Source organism: Pseudomonas sp. 102515, assembly GCF_031085165.1.
Lineage (GTDB): Bacteria > Pseudomonadota > Gammaproteobacteria > Pseudomonadales > Pseudomonadaceae > Chryseomonas.
Map to the genome: position 1 here is coordinate 763,986 of NZ_JAVHTY010000002.1, position 15,734 is coordinate 779,719.

Sequence of the window (15,734 nt, forward strand, 5' to 3'; positions counted from 1 at the left end):
GGGCGTTCCTGTCTCGGACCCATGGCCGCCGCAGAAGTGAAAAGCCAAGTGTTGCCAGACATTAGCGGCAGATGGCCACTCATCGCGGGGGCTGCCGCTGGCGCCCATAGGGAGTCGCCGAGGATGCTGCTATGATGCGCGGCCTTGACGACCCCCGTTTTCAGGTACCCGCCATGGTGCAGATTTCCGAACGTCTCCTGGTCCAGGCCCATCTGGCCGCCAAGCAGCCCAAGGCGCTCGGGCCGGACGAGATCGCGGCCTACAAGACCGCCATCGCCCGCGAGCTCAAGACGCAGAACGCGGTGCTCCTCGCCCATTACTACACCGATCCGCTGATCCAGGCCCTGGCCGAGGAGACCGGCGGTTGCGTCGCCGACTCCCTGGAGATGGCCCGCTTCGGTAATCGCCACCCGGCGTCCACCGTGGTGGTGGCTGGCGTGAAGTTCATGGGCGAGACGGCCAAGATCCTCAACCCGGAAAAGCGCGTGCTGATGCCAACCCTGGAGGCCACCTGCTCCCTGGACCTGGGTTGCCCGGTGGACGAATTCTCCGCCTTCTGCGACCAGCATCCCGAGCGCACCGTGGTGGTCTACGCCAACACCTCGGCCGCGGTGAAGGCCCGCGCGGACTGGGTGGTCACCTCCGGCTGCGCGCTGGACATCGTGGAGCACCTGATGGACAACGACGAGACCATCCTCTGGGCCCCCGATCGCCACCTGGGTCGCTATATCCAGCGCGAGACCGGCGCCGACATGCTGCTGTGGGAGGGCTCCTGCATCGTCCACGAGGAATTCAAGGCGAGCCAGCTGGAAGACCTCAAGCGGCTCTACCCGGAGGCGGCCATCCTGGTGCATCCAGAGTCGCCCGAGGCGGTGATCGAACTGGCCGACCATGTCGGTTCCACCAGCCAGATGATCAGGGCGGCCCAGACGCTGCCCAATCGCCAGTTCATCGTCGCCACTGATCGCGGCATCTTCTACAAGATGCAGCAGGCCTGCCCGGACAAGGTCTTTATCGAAGCGCCCACCGCCGGCAACGGCGCCGCCTGCCGCAGCTGCGCCCACTGCCCGTGGATGGCGATGAACACCCTGGAGCGCACCCTCAACTGCCTGCTCGACGGCTCCGGCGAGGTGCTGGTCGATCCGGCGCTCATCCCCCGGGCGGTCAAGCCGCTCAAGCGCATGCTCGACTTCACCCAGGCCCTGCAGCTGCAGGCCAAGGGAAACGCCTAGCGCAGGATCTCTTCGCTCAGCTTGCGCTGGGCGATCATCTCCTGCTGGCGAGCATCGATCCGCGCGGCCAGCTGATAGTTGCTGGCGGCGCGCTGCTTGGCGAAGCCCAGTTGCTGGATCGCCTGGTTGTAGTCACCGGTCAGGGCGAAGTACTCGGCCCGTGCCTGGTGCACCCCGACCAGATCACCGGCCTGGCCGCGAACGTCCGCCGCCTGATTCCACAGGTCCGGATCGATCGGCCGCTGCTTGATCAGTTTGTCGAGCAACTGGCTGGCGGCCTTGGCTTGCTTGGTGCGGCCGAGCATGTCCACCTGGGCGAGGCTCACGGCCAGATCGTCCGGATAGAGGTCCAGCAGCCGCCGCACGCGTTTCTGGGCGTCGGGCAGGCGGTTGGCGGTGATGTCCAGATCGACCTGTGCGAGGTTGTAGCTGATGTCGTCCGGCGCCTTGCGCAGTAGCGGCGCCAGGGTGTCGCGCGCCTCGTTGAGCTGGCCCTGCTTGGTCAATCCCATGGCCAGGCCATAGCGCACCGGATCGTTGTCCGGCGCCTCCTGCAACTGGGCCCGATAGCGCTTCACCAGCAGGCCGGCGGTCTCCTCGAAGTACATCTGGGTGCGCACCTTCATCAGCTGGAAGCGCATGCTGTCCTCGACGCCGCCCTTGGGCAGCCGCTCGGCGCGGGCCTGGGTGTCGGCGATGCGGCTCTCGGTCACCGGGTGGGTGAGCAGGAATTCCGGCGGGGTGCGGTCGTAGCGGTACTGACGGGCGAGGCGGCCGAACATTTCCGGCATGGCCCGCGGATCGTAGCCGGCGCGCTCCAGGTTGACGATGCCGACGCGGTCGGCCTCCTGCTCGTTGAGGCGGGAGAAGCGCAACTGGCTCTGGATGGCCGCCGCCTGGGTCGAGGCGATCGCGGCGATCCCGGCATCGCCTCCGCCTGCGGCAGCGGCCACGATGCCGGCGAGCAGCGCCGCCATCAGCGGCAGTTGCATGCGTTGCTGGTTTTCCACGCCGCGGGCGAAGTGGCGCTGGATCAGGTGACCCAGTTCGTGGGCCATGACCGCCGCGTATTCGGATTCGTTTTCCGCCTTGAGAAAGAGGCCGCCATTCACGCCGATGACGCCGCCGGGCGCGGCGAAGGCGTTGATCTCCGGATCCTTGATCAGGATGAAGGCCAGGCGGTGATCCTGCAGATCGCTGGTTTCCGCCAGGCGATAGACCGACTGCTCGACGAATTGCTTGAGCTGGGGATCGTTGAGACTGGGGACCTGGCCGCGCAGCATGCTCAGCCAGGCGCGGCCCATCTGAAACTCCTGCTCGGGCGAGACGATCGAAGAGCTGGCATCGCCCAGCGACGGCAGATCGTTCGCCCCCTGCGCCAGATGGGGCATGGCGAGCAGCGCCAGGGACAGCAGGACGGGGCGCAGGACGTTCATGGCAAGACTCGTGGCCGCAAAAGGGCTACTTTAGCGGCCCGCCGTCTGGGTGCCTAGCAAACCCGGGCACTGACGTAGCCCCCAATGGAGAATCCCATGGCCGATCTGAGCCAACCCTACACCGGTGCGGTGACCGCCCAGCTGGACGCCAGTGGCCTGAGCTGCCCCATGCCGCTGCTCAAGGCCAAGCTGGAACTCAATCGCTTGTCTTCGGGCGAGGTACTGGCCGTGGTGGCGACCGATGCTGGCTCGCAACGCGACTTCCGCACCTTCGCCAAGCTGTCGGGACATGCCCTGGTGGGCGAAGAGGTTGCCGGAGAGACCTTCCGCTACTGGCTGCGCAAGGCCTGATCAGGCCTGGTTGAGTGCCTGGGCGGCGGCCAGCACCTCGGCGACATGGCCGGGGACCTTCACGCCGCGCCAGATCTGGCGTACCACACCGTCCCGGTCGATGAGGAAGGTGCTGCGATCCACGCCGATGTAGTCCTTGCCATACAGCTTCTTCTGCCGCATCACATCGAACAGCTGGCAGAGGGTCTCGTCCTTGTCGCTGATCAGCTCGAAGGGAAAGCCCTGCTTGGTGCGGAAATTCTCGTGGGTGCGCAGGCTGTCACGGCTGACGCCCAGGATCAGGGTGTCGGCGGCCTGGAACTGCTCGTGCAGATCGCGAAAGCCCTGGCCCTGGGTGGTGCAGCCGGGGGTGTTGTCCTTTGGATAGAAGTACAGCACCGCCTGGTGGCCGCGCAGGCTGGCGGGCGAGACCTCGAGGCCGCTGGTGGCCTGGGCCTGGAAGTCCGGAAGCGGTTGGTCGAGGGTCACGCTCATGGGCAGCTCCTTGCGGGTTCTGTCAGTTGCTCTGCGGTCGCCAGGGCTCGATCAGGGCGTCGAGATTGAGGGCGTCGGCGAAATCCAGGAACTGATCGCGCAGCCAGCTGATCTGGGTGCCGGCGGGCAGGGTCACGGTGATGGTGGCGTTGAGCATGGTGCCGCCGGTCTGGGGCGCCTGGTAGGAGTCGCAGACCAGGTTCTCCACTTCGATCTTGTGGTCGGCGAAGAACTGGCAGAGTTCGTTGAGGATGTCCGGGCGATAGGCGGCGCTGACATAGACGACGTACGGCAGGGCCTGGGGACGACTTTCCAGGGCGGCGCTGCGGGTGACGCCGACGGTGAAACCGTGGCGCTTGCCGAGACCGGCGAGGCCGCCTTCGAGGCGCGCCAGGCCGTCCCAGTTGCCGGAGACCTGCAGGATCAGCGCGCTGTATTCCCCGTGCCGGCTCAGCCGGCTGCTGACCACCGCGCAGCGGTTGTCCATGCAGCTGCGGTAGAGCACGTTGGTCAGCTCCATGGGATTGGCGCCCAGCGCACTGATGACGAGAAATTGTTCGCGAATCGGGGGGGTAGCGGACATTAGGGTTCCTGGCAGGGGGAGATACAGACTGGCAAAGGCGGAAGGGTAGCGAAAAGCGCTCGCGGGGGGAATGCCCGTTGGGGGCACGTTGCTTGTGCTGGCGCAGAGGCGTCAGTACCATTACCGCTCTCTTTTTCCGGCAGGAGCGGTTGCATGATTGCGGGGAGCATGGTGGCGCTGGTCACCCCTATGGACGCCCAGGGGCGTATCGACTGGGACAACCTGACCAAGCTGGTGGACTTCCATCTCGCCGAAGGCACCGACGCCATCGTCGCGGTGGGCACCTCGGGTGAATCCGCCACGGTCGACGTCGACGAGCACGTAGCCGTGATCCGTCATGTGGTCGAGCAGGTCAAGGGGCGCATCCCGGTGATCGCCGGCACCGGTGGCAATTCCACCCGTGAGGCCATCGACCTGACCCGCGCCGCCAAGGACGCGGGCGCCGACGCCTGCCTGCTGGTCGTGCCCTACTACAACAAGCCGACCCAGGAAGGGCTCTATCAGCACTTCCGCATGATCGCCGAAACCGTCGCCATCCCGCAGATCCTCTACAACGTGCCGGGCCGCACCGCCTGCGACATGCTGGCCGAGACCGTCGAGCGCCTGGCCAAGGTGCCGAACATCATCGGCATCAAGGAAGCCACCGGCGACCTGGCGCGCGCACGCGACATCCTCTCCCGCGTCGGCAAGGACTTCCTGGTCTACTCGGGCGATGACGCCACCGCCGCCGAACTCATGCTGCTGGGCGGCAAGGGCAATATCTCGGTGACCGCCAACGTCGCGCCGCGCGCCATGAGCGAACTCTGCGCCGCCGCCATGCGGGGCGATGCCGGCACCGCACGCGCGCTCAACGAACAGCTGATGCCGCTGCACAAGAATCTGTTCATCGAATCGAATCCGATCCCGGTGAAGTGGGCCCTGCACGAAATGGGCATGATCGACGCCGGTATCCGCCTGCCGCTGACCTGGCTCAGCTCGCGCTGCCACGAAGTGGTACGTCAGGCCCTGCGTCAGGCGGGAGTGCTGGCGTGATTAGGAAGCAGTCGATGAAACGTGTTCTGGGTTTGACGACGCTGGGTCTGGCCGTGGCCACCGCCAGTGGCTGCAGCTGGGTGTGGGGCGAGCATGGTTATTTCCGTGATCGCGGCAACGACTATCTCGAATCCCGCGAGACCGGCCCCATGCAGGTGCCGACGGATGTCCAGGCCAAGCCGATGGATCCGCTGCTGCCGATCCCGGCCAACGTGGCCGATACCCAGAACCGCTCCTATGGCTTCGAAGTGCCGAAACCCCAGGCGCTGGCCGTCCAGGGCAGTGGCAACGAACAGTTCAGCGTGCAGCGCAGCGGCAATGCCCGCTGGCTGGCCGCCCAGAAGGTCCCGGCCACCGTCTGGCCGGTGGCCCGTCAGTACCTGACCGACAACGGCTTCCGCATTGCCGAAGAGCGTCCGCAGACCGGGGAGATCATCACCGCCTGGCAGGCGCCCACCGAGCTGTCGACGCCCCTGGCCCGCAGCCTGAGTACCAACGGCCGCCTGCAACCGGGCAACGAGCTGCGCACCCGCCTGCGCATCGAGCCGGGCGTGCAGTCGGGCAGCAGCGAGATCTTCATCCAGACCCAGACCCGTAGCCAGGGCAGCTCCAGCGAGCCGTCCTGGTCCAGCAGCCAGAACAGCTCGGCGCTCGATGACGCCCTGCTGAATCAGGTGCTGGCCGGCCTGGACCGCAGCGAGCAGGGCAGTGGCTCGGTCTCGCTGCTGGCCGCCGGTGGCTACGATACCCCCGAACGCGTCACCTACGAGGTCGACGGCAGCGGCGTGCCCATGCTGGTGCTGGAAAGCGATCTGAATCGCGCCTGGTCCAGCGTGGGTCGCGCCATCGAAGGCGCCGACATCCGCGTCGACGACATGGATCGCAGCCTGGGCGTGTACTACGTGAACATCGCCGAAGGCGCGCAGAAGCCTGAAGAGCGCAAGCCGGGCTTCTTCGGTCGCCTGTTCGGCAAGGGCGAGACCAAGGAAGAGGAAGATGCCCGGGCACGGCGCTTCCAGGTGCGCCTCACCTCGGTGGGCAATACCGTCCAGGTCACCCTGGACAAGACCATCAACACCGCAGCACCCCAGGACATCGCCGAAGGCGTGCTGAAAAAGCTTCAGACGAGCATGCAATATGCGCTTCGCAATCCTGGGCAGCGGCAGTCGGGGCAACTCGACCCTGGTGCACAGCCATAACAGCTATGTGCTGATCGACTGCGGCTTCTCCCTGCGGGAAGCCGAACGTCGCCTGGCCCGGCTGGGCGTGGTACCTGCCCAGCTGGACGCCGTCTTGGTCACCCATGAACATTCCGATCACGTGCAGGGCGTCGAGCTCCTGGCGCGCAAGCACGGCGTTCCGGTCTATTACAGCGCCGGTACCGGGCACGGGCTGCGCAAGCCGGTAACCGCGCAGGGGCTGCTGGTGGACGGCGAGCGGCTGGTGCTGGGTGCGCTGGAGGTGACGGTGGTGCAGGTGTCCCACGACGCCCTGGAGCCGACCCAGTTCGTGTTCGACGACGGCCGCAAGCGCCTGGGCGTGCTCACCGATCTCGGCGAGGCCACCCCTGGCGTGCTGGCGCATTATCGTGGCCTGGATGCCCTGGTGATCGAAGCCAACCACGACAGCAACATGCTCGCCGCAGGGCCCTATCCCTATCACCTCAAGGCACGGGTCGGCGGGGTGCGCGGGCATCTCAACAACCGGCAATCGGCCGAGCTGGTGATGGAGCTGGCCTGTCCGGGCCTGCAGCACCTGGTGCTCGCCCACCTGAGCGAGAAGAACAACAACCCCTGGCTCGCCCGCGCCTGCTTCACCAATGTACTGGGCTGCGACGCGGACTGGCTGCAGATCGCCGACCAGCAGCAGGGGCTGGAATGGCAGGCCATCGCCTGAGGCGCTGACCAGGTTTTCTTTCGTGGCCGGGCGCTGCTGCACGGCCAAAAGATCCACGATCCTATGTAAACTGCGCTTCCCGGCTGTACTCGTCCCGAACCGGTCGCCTCACCTGCGTTCGTCCACAGCCTGCAAGCCATTCGAACCGGAGTCCAAGATGGAAAAACGCGCAGAACTCTACCGTGGCAAGGCCAAGTCGGTATTCACCACCGACGATCCCGATCGCCTGGTCCTGTTGTTCCGCAACGACACCTCTGCCTTCGATGGCGAGCGCATCGAGCAACTCGAGCGCAAGGGCATGGTGAACAACAAGTTCAATGCCTTCGTCATGCAGAAGCTCGAAGCCGCCGGTATCCCCACTCAGTTCGAGCAACTGCTGGGCGACAACGAATGCCTGGTCAAGAAGCTCGAGATGATTCCGGTGGAATGCGTGGTGCGCAACTTCGCCGCCGGCAGCCTGGTGCGCCGCCTGGGCGTGGAAGAAGGCCTGGAGCTGACGCCGCCGACCTTCGAACTCTTCCTGAAGAACGATGCCCTGCACGATCCGATGGTCAACGAAAGCCACGTCCAGGCCTTTGGCTGGGCTACCCTCGACCAACTGGCCGAGATGAAGGCGCTGACCTTCCGCATCAACGATATCCTCAAGCAGCTGTTCGACGGCGCCGGCCTGCTGCTGGTGGACTTCAAGCTGGAGTTCGGCCTGTTCCACGGCAAGGTCGTGCTGGGCGACGAATTCAGCCCGGACGGCAGCCGCCTCTGGGACAAGGAAACCCGCAAGAAGATGGACAAGGATCGCTTCCGCCAGGGTCTCGGCGGCGTGATCGAGGCCTACGAAGAGGTCGCCCAGCGCCTGGGCGTCCCGTTCTAAACGCAAGCCGCTGATACCAGAGCTTTTTTTGCAATTGCTTGTTCGCTTTTGCCCGCATGGCTGGTATCATGCGCCGCGTTGGAGAGATGCCGGAGTGGTCGAACGGGACGGATTCGAAATCCGTTGAGTCAGCAATGGCTCCTAGGGTTCAAATCCCTATCTCTCCGCCAAATACGAAAACCCCGAGCGTGCCAGGCACCTCGGGGTTTTTTATTGGCCGGATTTCGGCTAGCCAGCCTTGTTCCTGTCCGGAACAGAGGCTACCAAGGGGCTCGCGTCCGTATCTGCCAGGCGTTGGCCAGAGAATTCCTGGAGGCGCTGGTAACGGTCCAGCCAGAAGCCTAGTTCAAGGGTCAGGGTCCTGCGCTCCAGCGGGGAGAGCGCGGCCGGCCCCTGACGGATGACCCTCTCGGCATAATCGATGGCTGCCAGTTGCCCGGTCGTGCGTGCAGGGCAGTTGCTGATGGCATAGCGGAGCGCTTCATTGAAGCCGCTATCCAGGGCGGACATAAAAGATCCTCGAGTCGATAAGGGCTTCTTCAAATAGCTATGTCTCGGTCGCAGCCGGGGCGGCAAGGCCTCTTCAAGTCGTCTGCGCACGTTGCTCATGGGCAAGACGGGCAGGCGCCGACCGGGCCTTTCAAGTCCTTGTTGAGACGGCCATTTCTGCCGATCCAGGCGCTGATGTTGGCTGAATACTAGTCCGCTGCAGAAGCCGGAAGCAGGCGATATCGGATCGTCTGATAAGCGGTAGCAAAAGCTGTACCTGTCTTGTATTCGGCTCTGGCTCGATGGTTTGCCCTGGTCTGACGCGAATTATCTGTCGGGCAAGGCCGCTGGCATCTTGTATCGAATTTGGACGAAGCCGCGGTTAATTCGGCAACCCGCGCAAGCGATATCCATGGAAGTCGCACGCCGTCGAGCGGTAGTGAACAGCGTCCGGGAATGTCTGGACGCCTCGGACAAATGGAGCGATGCTGGAAACGTACGCCATAGAGCGTGCGATCTCCGATGGCCGAGCAGTAGGCGGCGGCCGTTGGACGATGGCTTCGGCGCATAACAATAAGAGGAGTCGAGCGATGTTCTACAAGGTCAGCGTGTACTCACGGCCTGAAGATCGTGGGCTGCTGGTGTGGCGGTGGAAGAAGCAGTTTCTCGGTGAGTGGGTGGAATCGCGTCAGGAATTCGAGGATTGCGACCGCTGCGTTCATCACGCCCTGCAGGACGCCAAGGGACAGAGCGTTCATCTCGAAACCGATCGCTGCACCCTCTATCGTTATCGCTTCGAAAGCATGCTTCACCAATATGGCAGCTGCTATTGCCTGAGTGGCGGACGCTCGGCCGAAGCCGTTCTGGACCTCATCGCCCAGATCGAGGAGCGGCACAACGTCATCGTGCTGCGCGATGGCCAGCCGTTCTTCGCCCATTATCGTCCGGATCTGCAGGCCGAAGGGACGCTGGCTCCCGAACTTTGGCAGGGTGTGGAATGGCGGGGACTGGAAGGGCGCTTCGAATACGTGCGCAATCGCAATTCGCCCTGGTCCAGTTAGCGCGTGCCGGTTACCGGCCGACCTAGAAGGGCAGCAGCTCCTGACGCATGATGCTGATGTCGGCAGGCGCCTGGACGCCTACCTGCACGCGATCGCCCTGCACCTTGAGAATGTGGATATTGATTCCGCCATTGAACAACAGGTCCAGCAGCCGTTCTTCATCGGCTCCCGGCTTGAGGGATAGATTGATGATTTCGTCGGTACGACGGGTCAAGACCAGATAGGACATGAGCATCCCTGCCATGATTTCAGGGCGCTGATGATAACCAGTTCCGCTCCTGGCGAGAATCAGTAGACAGATTGTTAGCGCTGGGCCAGGGACCTGTGCAGGTCCCGGATTGCTATCGTCGTCCCAGTTGCCAGCGTCGTCCCACGAACCCCAGGCCACCCGAGACCATTACCAACAGGTTGATGGTATTGGTCGGCCCACTGCCGTGATAGCCCGCGATGACGGCGACCAAGGTGGCCAGGGCCCAGGCGGAGGTGGCGGCGGCAACGGCGGCGGCCATTTCATTGAAATCGGATTTCCGCGCCGATTTCGAATAGGGACGGAGATCGCTTTCGTATTCTTCTGGCATGGGGGGCTCCCGCTGCTGTTCTTGTTGGAGAGTATCGCCGTGAAGGTTATCGACTGACGATGAGCAGTCTGGATGGGGTCGATAGCGCGATCAGCGATTTTTTCCGCTGAACGGACAGGAGGTATCGGCTAGAGCCCTGGGTGGTCGGCGGAAACGGTGGTGGCGCCGTTTCGTCTCAGGACAGCTCGTCTGATGGCGGACAACTGCCGCGGCTAGGCCCGGTCATCTTTGTGTTCGACGTGACTAGCCTGGAGACCATCATGAGCGACGACAAGATCACTCTCACGACCCGCCAGGGTCATCCGGTACGGGACAATCAGAGCCTGCGCAGCGTGGGCGAGCGGGGACCCGCCACGCTGGAAAACTACCAGTTCATCGAGAAGATCACCCATTTCGATCGGGAACGGGTACCCGAGCGCGTGGTGCATGCCCGGGGCACCGCGGCCCATGGCTGGTTCGAAGCCTATGGCACCATCGGCGACGCGCCCGCCAGCCGTTACACCTGCGCCAAGGTGCTGACCACTACCGGGGTGAAGACGCCGGTCTTCCTGAGATTTTCCACCGTCATCGGCGCCAAGGAATCTCCCGAGACAGCGCGGGATCCACGGGGCTTCGCGATCAAGTTCTATACCGAGGACGGCAACTGGGATCTGGTGGGCAACAACCTGAAGGTGTTCTTCATTCGCGACGCCATCAAGTTTCCCGACATGATCCACGCGTTCAAGCCCGACCCCATCACCAATCGCCAGGAGCCCTGGCGCTTCTACGATTTCGTCCAGCATCACCCGGAAGCCCTGCACATGGTGACCTGGGTGAAGAGCCCCTGGGGCATCCCGGCGGACTATCGACACATGCAGGGCTCCAGTGTGAACACCTACAAGCTGGTCAATGACCAGGGCGTGGCGGTGCTGTGCAAATTTTCCTTCGAGCCCAGGCAGGGCATCAAGAATCTCACCAGCGAGCAGGCGGCCGAGATCCAGAAATACGACGTGGGCCATGCCAGCCGCGATCTCTACGATGCCATCGAGCGCGGCGAGCATCCCGAGTGGGAGATGTGCGTGCAGATCATGACCGATGAGGCACACGATGAATTGCCCTTCGATCCCCTGGACGATACCAAGCGCTGGCCTGAAGACCAGTTTCCCTTGCTGCCAGTGGGCCGGCTGGTGCTGGATCGCAATCCGTCCAATGTCTTCGCCGAAACCGAGCAGGCGGCCTTCGGCACGGGGGTGCTGGTGGAGGGCATCGACTTTTCCGACGACAAGATGCTGCAGGGGCGGACCCTGTCCTATTCCGATACCCAGCGCTATCGGGTCGGCGCCAACTATCTGCAGTTGCCGATCAATGCCCCCAAATGCCCCTATGCGACCAATCAGCGCGATGGCCAGATGGCGCTGCAGGTGGATCGCAGCGGGAGCAATCCCCACGTGAACTACGAACCCAGCTCCCAGGGCGGCCTGCGCGAAGCTCCACGGCCGCAGCACGAGTATCGCCAGTGGATCGAGGGGCATCTGGGACGCTATCAATCCCGCAAGACGGCCGCCGACTACCAGCAGACCGGCGCGCGCTATCGCAGCTTCGAGGACTGGGAGCGGGACGATCTCATCGCCAATCTGGTCGCGGATATGCAGGCCTGTCCGGAGGACATCCAGCTGCGGATGGTCTGGCACTTCTGGCATTGCGATCCGGACTACGGCACCCGGGTGGCCCAGGGCGCCGACATCGACCTGGAAAGAGCCAAGGCGCTACCGAATCTGCCTGGCCATCCTGCGCCCAACGAAGACGTGGCGGAGCCCACCTACCAGGGCGGCGAACTGGAGCGCCAGTGAGAGACCGCGACCCGTCCTGACCTTCGACCTGGGGCGACCCGGCGGACAGCGTTCGCCGGGGTCCTGCACGCTCAGTTCAGCTTTCTGTCGCGCTCGAACAACGCCCAGCAGCGGTCGAAGTCGGCCTGCCAGTCCGGCAAGGCAGTCGGCAGGACCGCCTCGACCTTGCGGCAGTCCAGGCAGGAATAGAGCGGTCGCGTCGCCGGGGTAGGGTAGTGTTCGGTGGTAGTGGGGTAGAGACGGGCGCGCAGCTCGCCGCGTTGCGCCAGGCGCTCGGCGATGGCGGCGGCGAAGCCGTACCAGGAGGTCTGGCCGGCATTGGTCAGGTGATAGAGGCCGTCGACATCGCCTTGCTCCAGCAGGCGTTCGACCAACTGGCGGGTAGCGGTGGCGATGGTGGGGGCCCAGGTGGGGGCGCCGAGCTGATCCTCGACTACATGGAGTTCATCGCGCTCGGCCAGCAGCTTGCGCATGGTATTGAAGAAGCACTGGCCGTCGTGGGAATAGACCCAGGAGGTGCGCAGCACCAGCGCACGACCTCCGGCCGCCAGCACCGCCTGTTCGCCCGCCAGCTTGGAGCGGCCATAGACGCTCAGGGGCGCCGGGCTGCAGGCCTCGGTGTAGGGTTGGCGACGGCTGCCGTCGAAGACGTAATCGGATGAGTAGTGCACGAAGGGAATATCCCGTTCGCGCGCCAGCTCGGCCAGGATCTGTGGCGCCCGGGCGTTGATGGCCTCGGCGCGCTCGATGTCCTCTTCAGCCCGATCCACGGCGGTATAGGCGGCGGCGTTGAGAATGAGGTCGGGTTCCAGTCGGTCGAAAGCCGCCCGCAGTTGCCCGGTCTGGGCGAGGTCCAGGTCCGCTTGTCCGAGGACGGTCAAGTGATGGGTGCTACCGAACTCGCGCTGCAAGGCGCGCGAAACCTGGCCGGAACGGCCAGTGATCACAATATTCATGAAACCATGCCTGAACGCCTTCCACGGAAGGCGTAATCCAAAGTAGTCGATTACAGAAAAGCCACGGGCTTTTCCTGCACGAACCAAAACCTGCCGCGCGAGGCGACAAATCGAGAGTTCCGGTCACCTTCACGGAGAAAGGTGGCAGCCGCTGGCTATGGCGGAGTGGGCATCGACTGATTGGATAGGGAGGTCATGGTAGAACTCGAGCAAAATGACGTACGCGGCTAGGACTGCCGTCTGTCGGCGGAGTTCAGCGCGTAGCGGAGGATGAAGGCAACAGCTTGCCAAGCTGGAGCCCAGACGTCGAGGCAGTCAGCAGGGCGGTATGGAGAACCTGTTCAAGTTCGCGGACGTTTCCCGGCCAGGGATAGGCGAGCAGCGCCGTTTCGTCCTGAGCGGTCAACTCGGGCGCGGTGCGATCGAGGCGGTCTGCATGCTGCTGGAGGAAATGCCGAGCCAGGGGCAGCAGGTCGGCCGGGCGCTCGCGTAGCGGCGGCACGGGCACCAGACCCGGCGCGAGGAGCGCCCAGAGGCGCGCGGAGAAGTTGCCAGCCTCGACCACCCGTGCCAGGTCCACGCTGGAACCGGCGATCAGGCGGACGTCCACGGGCGTGCGCACGCTACTGCCCAGGCGCAGGATGCTGCCATCCAGCAGCACCTCCACCAACTCCTCCTGCAACTCGCCAGGCAGGTCGGCGATCTCGTCGAGATAGAGGCTGCCTCCATGGGCGGTACCGAACCAGCCCACGCGACTGCCAGAGGTGCCGGCATAGGCTCGGGGAACATAGCCGAACAGTTCGGCAGCCCCATGGCGGCGACTGAGCGAGGCGCAATTCAGACTGCTGAACAGCCCGGTCCTGCCGCTGCGTTCGTGTAGCCGGCGTGCCAGTAGCTCACGTCCGGTTCCCCATTCGCCCACCAGCACCACGGGGTTGGGCTGAGGTGCCCGCTCATCCAGTCGTTCGAGCAACTGTCGGGAGCGCGGATCGGCGAAGGCCAGCGCCTTGGCGCGGATGGTCAGGGCGCTTTGCTGATCCGCAGGAACGATAAGGAGGTCGGGCGAGTGTGTGGGCATGGTGAAGTCATAGGCAGTCAAAGCACCATCCTATCCTTTGAACGGTTATGCCAAAAAATAAGCTTTCGCTATGCATTTAGAGTTTTTGGTTATTTTTAGATGATCAAGTTGTCTGTCGGCGGTAAGCCGAGGAATCCGGGCGTTGGTCCGAGGGTCTGCCAAAAGACTGGATACAGCTGCCACTATCGCCAACATTAGGCGGCTGGAACATCTCGGTCGCCTTGAAGAAGAGGAGTTGGATTCGGATGCCTTCCCTGCGTGCGCCCTGTCCCGCTGGCGTCTGCACCTGCGAGCGTGAAGCCGTGCTGGCGGATCCCGCGGCCGACGCGCGGGCGCTACTGCTCAATCGCCAGGAAGAGCAGCGGCTGCTGGAGCGACTGGAAAACGTCGCCAGCGTCGCTGATTTGCAACGCCTACAGCAGCGCCTGATGGAGCAGCTCGGCATTCGTCTGGACGTCAGGGCGGGACCGGGAGAGGTGCGCAGCGCGCGTGGCATGCTCATCGAGCTGCAGCCACGACCCGGACTGTGCCGCAAGCTGCATCAGTCGATACCGGCGGCCGTGCGTCGCGGTCTCAACCAGCGCCCGGAAGTGCTCTTCGCACTGCTCAATGCCAACGACTTGCTGCGTGACGCCTGAACGCTCAGCGAGGCGCCGTGAAGCGGATCCAGGTGGGGGCGTGGTCGCTGGTCTTTTCCAGGTCGCGTACCCAGCGATGCACCCCAGCGTCCTGCAAGGAATCCTGCAGCATCGGACTCAACAGCAGATGGTCGATGCGCAGACCCGAATTGCGCTGCCAGCGTTGACGGAAGTAATCCCAGTAGGTGTAGATCGCCTCATCCGGATGGCAGGCCCGCAGGGCGTCCAGCCAACCCTGGCCCAGCAGGCGTTCGAAACAGGCACGACTCTCGGGTTGCAGCAGGGCATCCTTGCGCCAGGACTTGGGATCGTAGATGTCCCGATCGGTTGGCACCACGTTGTAGTCACCCGCCAGTACCACGGGATGGCCACTTTCGCTCAGACCCTGGGCATGATCGATGAAGCGCTCGAACCAAGTCAGCTTGTAGTCGAACTTGGGGCCCGGCCAGGGATTGCCGTTGGGTAGATAGAGGCTGGCCACCACCACGCCTTTCACCGCGGCCTCCAGATAGCGGCGTTGCGGATCGTCGGCCATTCCCGGCAGGCCGCGGCGAATCTCCAGTGGCTGGTCGTCACGCGCCAGGATGGCGACCCCGTTCCAGGAAGGCTGACCGTCCCACAGCGCACCGTACCCTGCAGCTTCCAGTTCCGCCTGCGGGAAGTCGGCGGACTTCGCCTTCAGTTCCTGCAGGCAGACGATGTCGGGCTGCTCCCGCTCCAGCCACTGCAGGAGGATGGGGAGCCGGGCACGAATGCCATTGACGTTATAGGTCGCAAGGGTAAGGGAGGTCATGGAGCGCTCCGGAAAGGGTTATAGCGATGACCCGAGCGAGAGATAGGCAGTTCCTTGACTATCATTATGTGATTTGTTTCTCATTAATTTATGACTTACTTTTTTTGGCACCTTAGGGAACTTTTGGGCGGTTATCCGATAGTTGAAGGAATAAATTTGACGGAGGACCGGGGTTGAAGTGCTCACGCCGTGAGGTGAAAGGATTCATCTGTCGGCGGCGATGAACGGTTGTTTTAAAAACTCCTTATTGATCAGTTGCTTGTCATTAAACGAAATGATGTCTAAGTAATGGCCATAGTCATTGGCCATGAAGTTGGCATGTGGCTTGTATGGGTCAAGATGCCTGGAGGCAAAGTCGCGTCAGCCATGACTGCGCGACGCTTCTCTCACTTCATATCGGCCAGTGTTCAGGGAGTGCGCTGTCGATTTAGCGCAGTTGG

The 15,734-nt window shown here is 63.6% G+C and carries 18 protein-coding genes and 1 tRNA gene; 10 read left to right on the forward strand and 9 right to left on the reverse strand.

The window, feature by feature from the left end; translation table 11 throughout:
• Window positions 1-173: 173 nt before the first annotated feature.
• Entirely contained in the window at window positions 174-1,232 is a 1,059-nt protein-coding gene (gene nadA / locus RCF34_RS10595) for a quinolinate synthase NadA (protein WP_308708108.1), read from the forward strand.
• Here nadA and RCF34_RS10600 read toward each other — a convergent pair.
• Window positions 1,229-2,668 carry a M48 family metalloprotease gene (locus tag RCF34_RS10600; RefSeq protein WP_308708109.1) on the reverse strand — a complete coding sequence of 480 codons (1,440 nt, stop codon included), beginning with the start codon at window positions 2,666-2,668 and terminating at the stop codon, window positions 1,229-1,231. The two genes, nadA and RCF34_RS10600, sit on opposite strands and share 4 nt — an antisense overlap.
• A 96-nt stretch (window positions 2,669-2,764) precedes the next feature.
• On the opposite strand from RCF34_RS10600, the gene RCF34_RS10605 reads away from it, so the two are divergent.
• A complete protein-coding gene (locus tag RCF34_RS10605; RefSeq protein WP_007162768.1) occupies window positions 2,765-3,019 on the forward strand; it encodes a sulfurtransferase TusA family protein in 255 nt (84 codons plus the stop codon).
• On the opposite strand, the gene RCF34_RS10610 is transcribed toward RCF34_RS10605, so the two are convergent.
• Both RCF34_RS10610 and RCF34_RS10615 read right to left on the reverse strand, forming a co-directional pair.
• Window positions 3,020-3,493 (reverse strand): peroxiredoxin, encoded by a 474-nt coding sequence (locus RCF34_RS10610; protein ID WP_308708110.1) that lies wholly within the window; start codon window positions 3,491-3,493, stop codon window positions 3,020-3,022.
• A 22-nt stretch (window positions 3,494-3,515) separates the two neighbouring features.
• On the reverse strand, window positions 3,516-4,076 hold the full coding sequence (locus RCF34_RS10615; protein WP_308708111.1) for a glycine cleavage system protein R: 561 nt from the start codon (window positions 4,074-4,076) through the stop codon (window positions 3,516-3,518).
• A 153-nt stretch (window positions 4,077-4,229) separates the two neighbouring features.
• Here RCF34_RS10615 and dapA point away from each other — a divergent pair, with 153 nt between their 5' ends.
• The 5 genes from dapA to RCF34_RS10640 all read left to right on the forward strand — a co-directional run bounded on the left by dapA (window position 4,230) and on the right by RCF34_RS10640 (window position 8,042).
• On the forward strand, window positions 4,230-5,108 hold the full coding sequence (dapA, locus tag RCF34_RS10620; RefSeq protein ID WP_308708112.1) for a 4-hydroxy-tetrahydrodipicolinate synthase: 879 nt from the start codon (window positions 4,230-4,232) through the stop codon (window positions 5,106-5,108).
• A 14-nt stretch (window positions 5,109-5,122) separates the two neighbouring features.
• Window positions 5,123-6,307, forward strand: coding sequence for an outer membrane protein assembly factor BamC (bamC, locus tag RCF34_RS10625; RefSeq protein ID WP_308708113.1), 1,185 nt, complete (start codon window positions 5,123-5,125; stop codon window positions 6,305-6,307).
• Window positions 6,246-7,004: an MBL fold metallo-hydrolase gene (locus RCF34_RS10630; RefSeq protein ID WP_308708114.1), complete on the forward strand. Its 759-nt coding sequence runs from the start codon at window positions 6,246-6,248 to the stop codon at window positions 7,002-7,004. Before bamC ends, RCF34_RS10630 begins: the two co-directional genes overlap by 62 nt.
• A 157-nt stretch (window positions 7,005-7,161) precedes the next feature.
• Complete coding sequence (purC, locus tag RCF34_RS10635) at window positions 7,162-7,872, forward strand: phosphoribosylaminoimidazolesuccinocarboxamide synthase (RefSeq protein WP_308708115.1); 711 nt, start codon at window positions 7,162-7,164, stop codon at window positions 7,870-7,872.
• Between the two features lie 80 nt (window positions 7,873-7,952).
• Window positions 7,953-8,042 (forward strand) — tRNA-Ser (locus RCF34_RS10640).
• A gap of 58 nt (window positions 8,043-8,100) precedes the next feature.
• On the opposite strand, the gene RCF34_RS10645 is transcribed toward RCF34_RS10640, so the two are convergent.
• On the reverse strand, window positions 8,101-8,382 hold the full coding sequence (locus tag RCF34_RS10645; RefSeq protein WP_308708116.1) for a hypothetical protein: 282 nt from the start codon (window positions 8,380-8,382) through the stop codon (window positions 8,101-8,103).
• Between the two features lie 569 nt (window positions 8,383-8,951).
• Here RCF34_RS10645 and RCF34_RS10650 point away from each other — a divergent pair.
• On the forward strand, window positions 8,952-9,422 hold the full coding sequence (locus RCF34_RS10650; protein ID WP_308708117.1) for a hypothetical protein: 471 nt from the start codon (window positions 8,952-8,954) through the stop codon (window positions 9,420-9,422).
• Between the two features lie 22 nt (window positions 9,423-9,444).
• Here the strand turns inward: RCF34_RS10650 and RCF34_RS10655 are convergent, their stop codons facing one another.
• Window positions 9,445-9,651, reverse strand: coding sequence for a carbon storage regulator (locus RCF34_RS10655; RefSeq protein WP_308708118.1), 207 nt, complete (start codon window positions 9,649-9,651; stop codon window positions 9,445-9,447).
• Window positions 9,652-9,763: 112 nt separating this feature from the next.
• Window positions 9,764-10,000, reverse strand: a complete 237-nt coding sequence (locus RCF34_RS10660) for a hypothetical protein (protein WP_308708119.1) — start codon at window positions 9,998-10,000, stop codon at window positions 9,764-9,766.
• Window positions 10,001-10,260: 260 nt separating this feature from the next.
• Between RCF34_RS10660 and RCF34_RS10665 the strand changes: the two genes are divergently transcribed.
• Window positions 10,261-11,829 (forward strand): catalase, encoded by a 1,569-nt coding sequence (locus tag RCF34_RS10665; RefSeq protein ID WP_308708120.1) that lies wholly within the window; start codon window positions 10,261-10,263, stop codon window positions 11,827-11,829.
• A 71-nt stretch (window positions 11,830-11,900) separates the two neighbouring features.
• On the opposite strand, the gene rfbD is transcribed toward RCF34_RS10665, so the two are convergent.
• Both rfbD and RCF34_RS10675 read right to left on the reverse strand, forming a co-directional pair.
• Window positions 11,901-12,785 (reverse strand): dTDP-4-dehydrorhamnose reductase, encoded by an 885-nt coding sequence (rfbD, locus tag RCF34_RS10670; protein ID WP_308708121.1) that lies wholly within the window; start codon window positions 12,783-12,785, stop codon window positions 11,901-11,903.
• A gap of 253 nt (window positions 12,786-13,038) precedes the next feature.
• A complete protein-coding gene (locus tag RCF34_RS10675; protein WP_308708122.1) occupies window positions 13,039-13,884 on the reverse strand; it encodes a sigma 54-interacting transcriptional regulator in 846 nt (281 codons plus the stop codon).
• Window positions 13,885-14,108: 224 nt separating this feature from the next.
• Between RCF34_RS10675 and RCF34_RS10680 the strand changes: the two genes are divergently transcribed.
• Window positions 14,109-14,501, forward strand: a complete 393-nt coding sequence (locus RCF34_RS10680; protein WP_308708123.1) for a hypothetical protein — start codon at window positions 14,109-14,111, stop codon at window positions 14,499-14,501.
• 4 nt (window positions 14,502-14,505) lie between these two features.
• Here RCF34_RS10680 and xth read toward each other — a convergent pair whose 3' ends face one another.
• Complete coding sequence (gene xth / locus RCF34_RS10685) at window positions 14,506-15,294, reverse strand: exodeoxyribonuclease III (protein WP_308708124.1); 789 nt, start codon at window positions 15,292-15,294, stop codon at window positions 14,506-14,508.
• Window positions 15,295-15,734 lie beyond the last annotated feature (440 nt).

Coding starts and splice junctions, on each gene's coding strand:
- nadA (WP_308708108.1), top strand. CDS start 174: ATGGTGCAGATTTCCGAACGTCTCCTGGTCCAGGCCCATCTGGCCGCC.
- RCF34_RS10600 (WP_308708109.1), bottom strand. CDS start 2,668: ATGAACGTCCTGCGCCCCGTCCTGCTGTCCCTGGCGCTGCTCGCCATG.
- RCF34_RS10605 (WP_007162768.1), top strand. CDS start 2,765: ATGGCCGATCTGAGCCAACCCTACACCGGTGCGGTGACCGCCCAGCTG.
- RCF34_RS10610 (WP_308708110.1), bottom strand. CDS start 3,493: ATGAGCGTGACCCTCGACCAACCGCTTCCGGACTTCCAGGCCCAGGCC.
- RCF34_RS10615 (WP_308708111.1), bottom strand. CDS start 4,076: ATGTCCGCTACCCCCCCGATTCGCGAACAATTTCTCGTCATCAGTGCG.
- dapA (WP_308708112.1), top strand. CDS start 4,230: ATGATTGCGGGGAGCATGGTGGCGCTGGTCACCCCTATGGACGCCCAG.
- bamC (WP_308708113.1), top strand. CDS start 5,123: ATGAAACGTGTTCTGGGTTTGACGACGCTGGGTCTGGCCGTGGCCACC.
- RCF34_RS10630 (WP_308708114.1), top strand. CDS start 6,246: ATGCGCTTCGCAATCCTGGGCAGCGGCAGTCGGGGCAACTCGACCCTG.
- purC (WP_308708115.1), top strand. CDS start 7,162: ATGGAAAAACGCGCAGAACTCTACCGTGGCAAGGCCAAGTCGGTATTC.
- RCF34_RS10645 (WP_308708116.1), bottom strand. CDS start 8,382: ATGTCCGCCCTGGATAGCGGCTTCAATGAAGCGCTCCGCTATGCCATC.
- RCF34_RS10650 (WP_308708117.1), top strand. CDS start 8,952: ATGTTCTACAAGGTCAGCGTGTACTCACGGCCTGAAGATCGTGGGCTG.
- RCF34_RS10655 (WP_308708118.1), bottom strand. CDS start 9,651: ATGTCCTATCTGGTCTTGACCCGTCGTACCGACGAAATCATCAATCTA.
- RCF34_RS10660 (WP_308708119.1), bottom strand. CDS start 10,000: ATGCCAGAAGAATACGAAAGCGATCTCCGTCCCTATTCGAAATCGGCG.
- RCF34_RS10665 (WP_308708120.1), top strand. CDS start 10,261: ATGAGCGACGACAAGATCACTCTCACGACCCGCCAGGGTCATCCGGTA.
- rfbD (WP_308708121.1), bottom strand. CDS start 12,785: ATGAATATTGTGATCACTGGCCGTTCCGGCCAGGTTTCGCGCGCCTTG.
- RCF34_RS10680 (WP_308708123.1), top strand. CDS start 14,109: ATGCCTTCCCTGCGTGCGCCCTGTCCCGCTGGCGTCTGCACCTGCGAG.
- xth (WP_308708124.1), bottom strand. CDS start 15,294: ATGACCTCCCTTACCCTTGCGACCTATAACGTCAATGGCATTCGTGCC.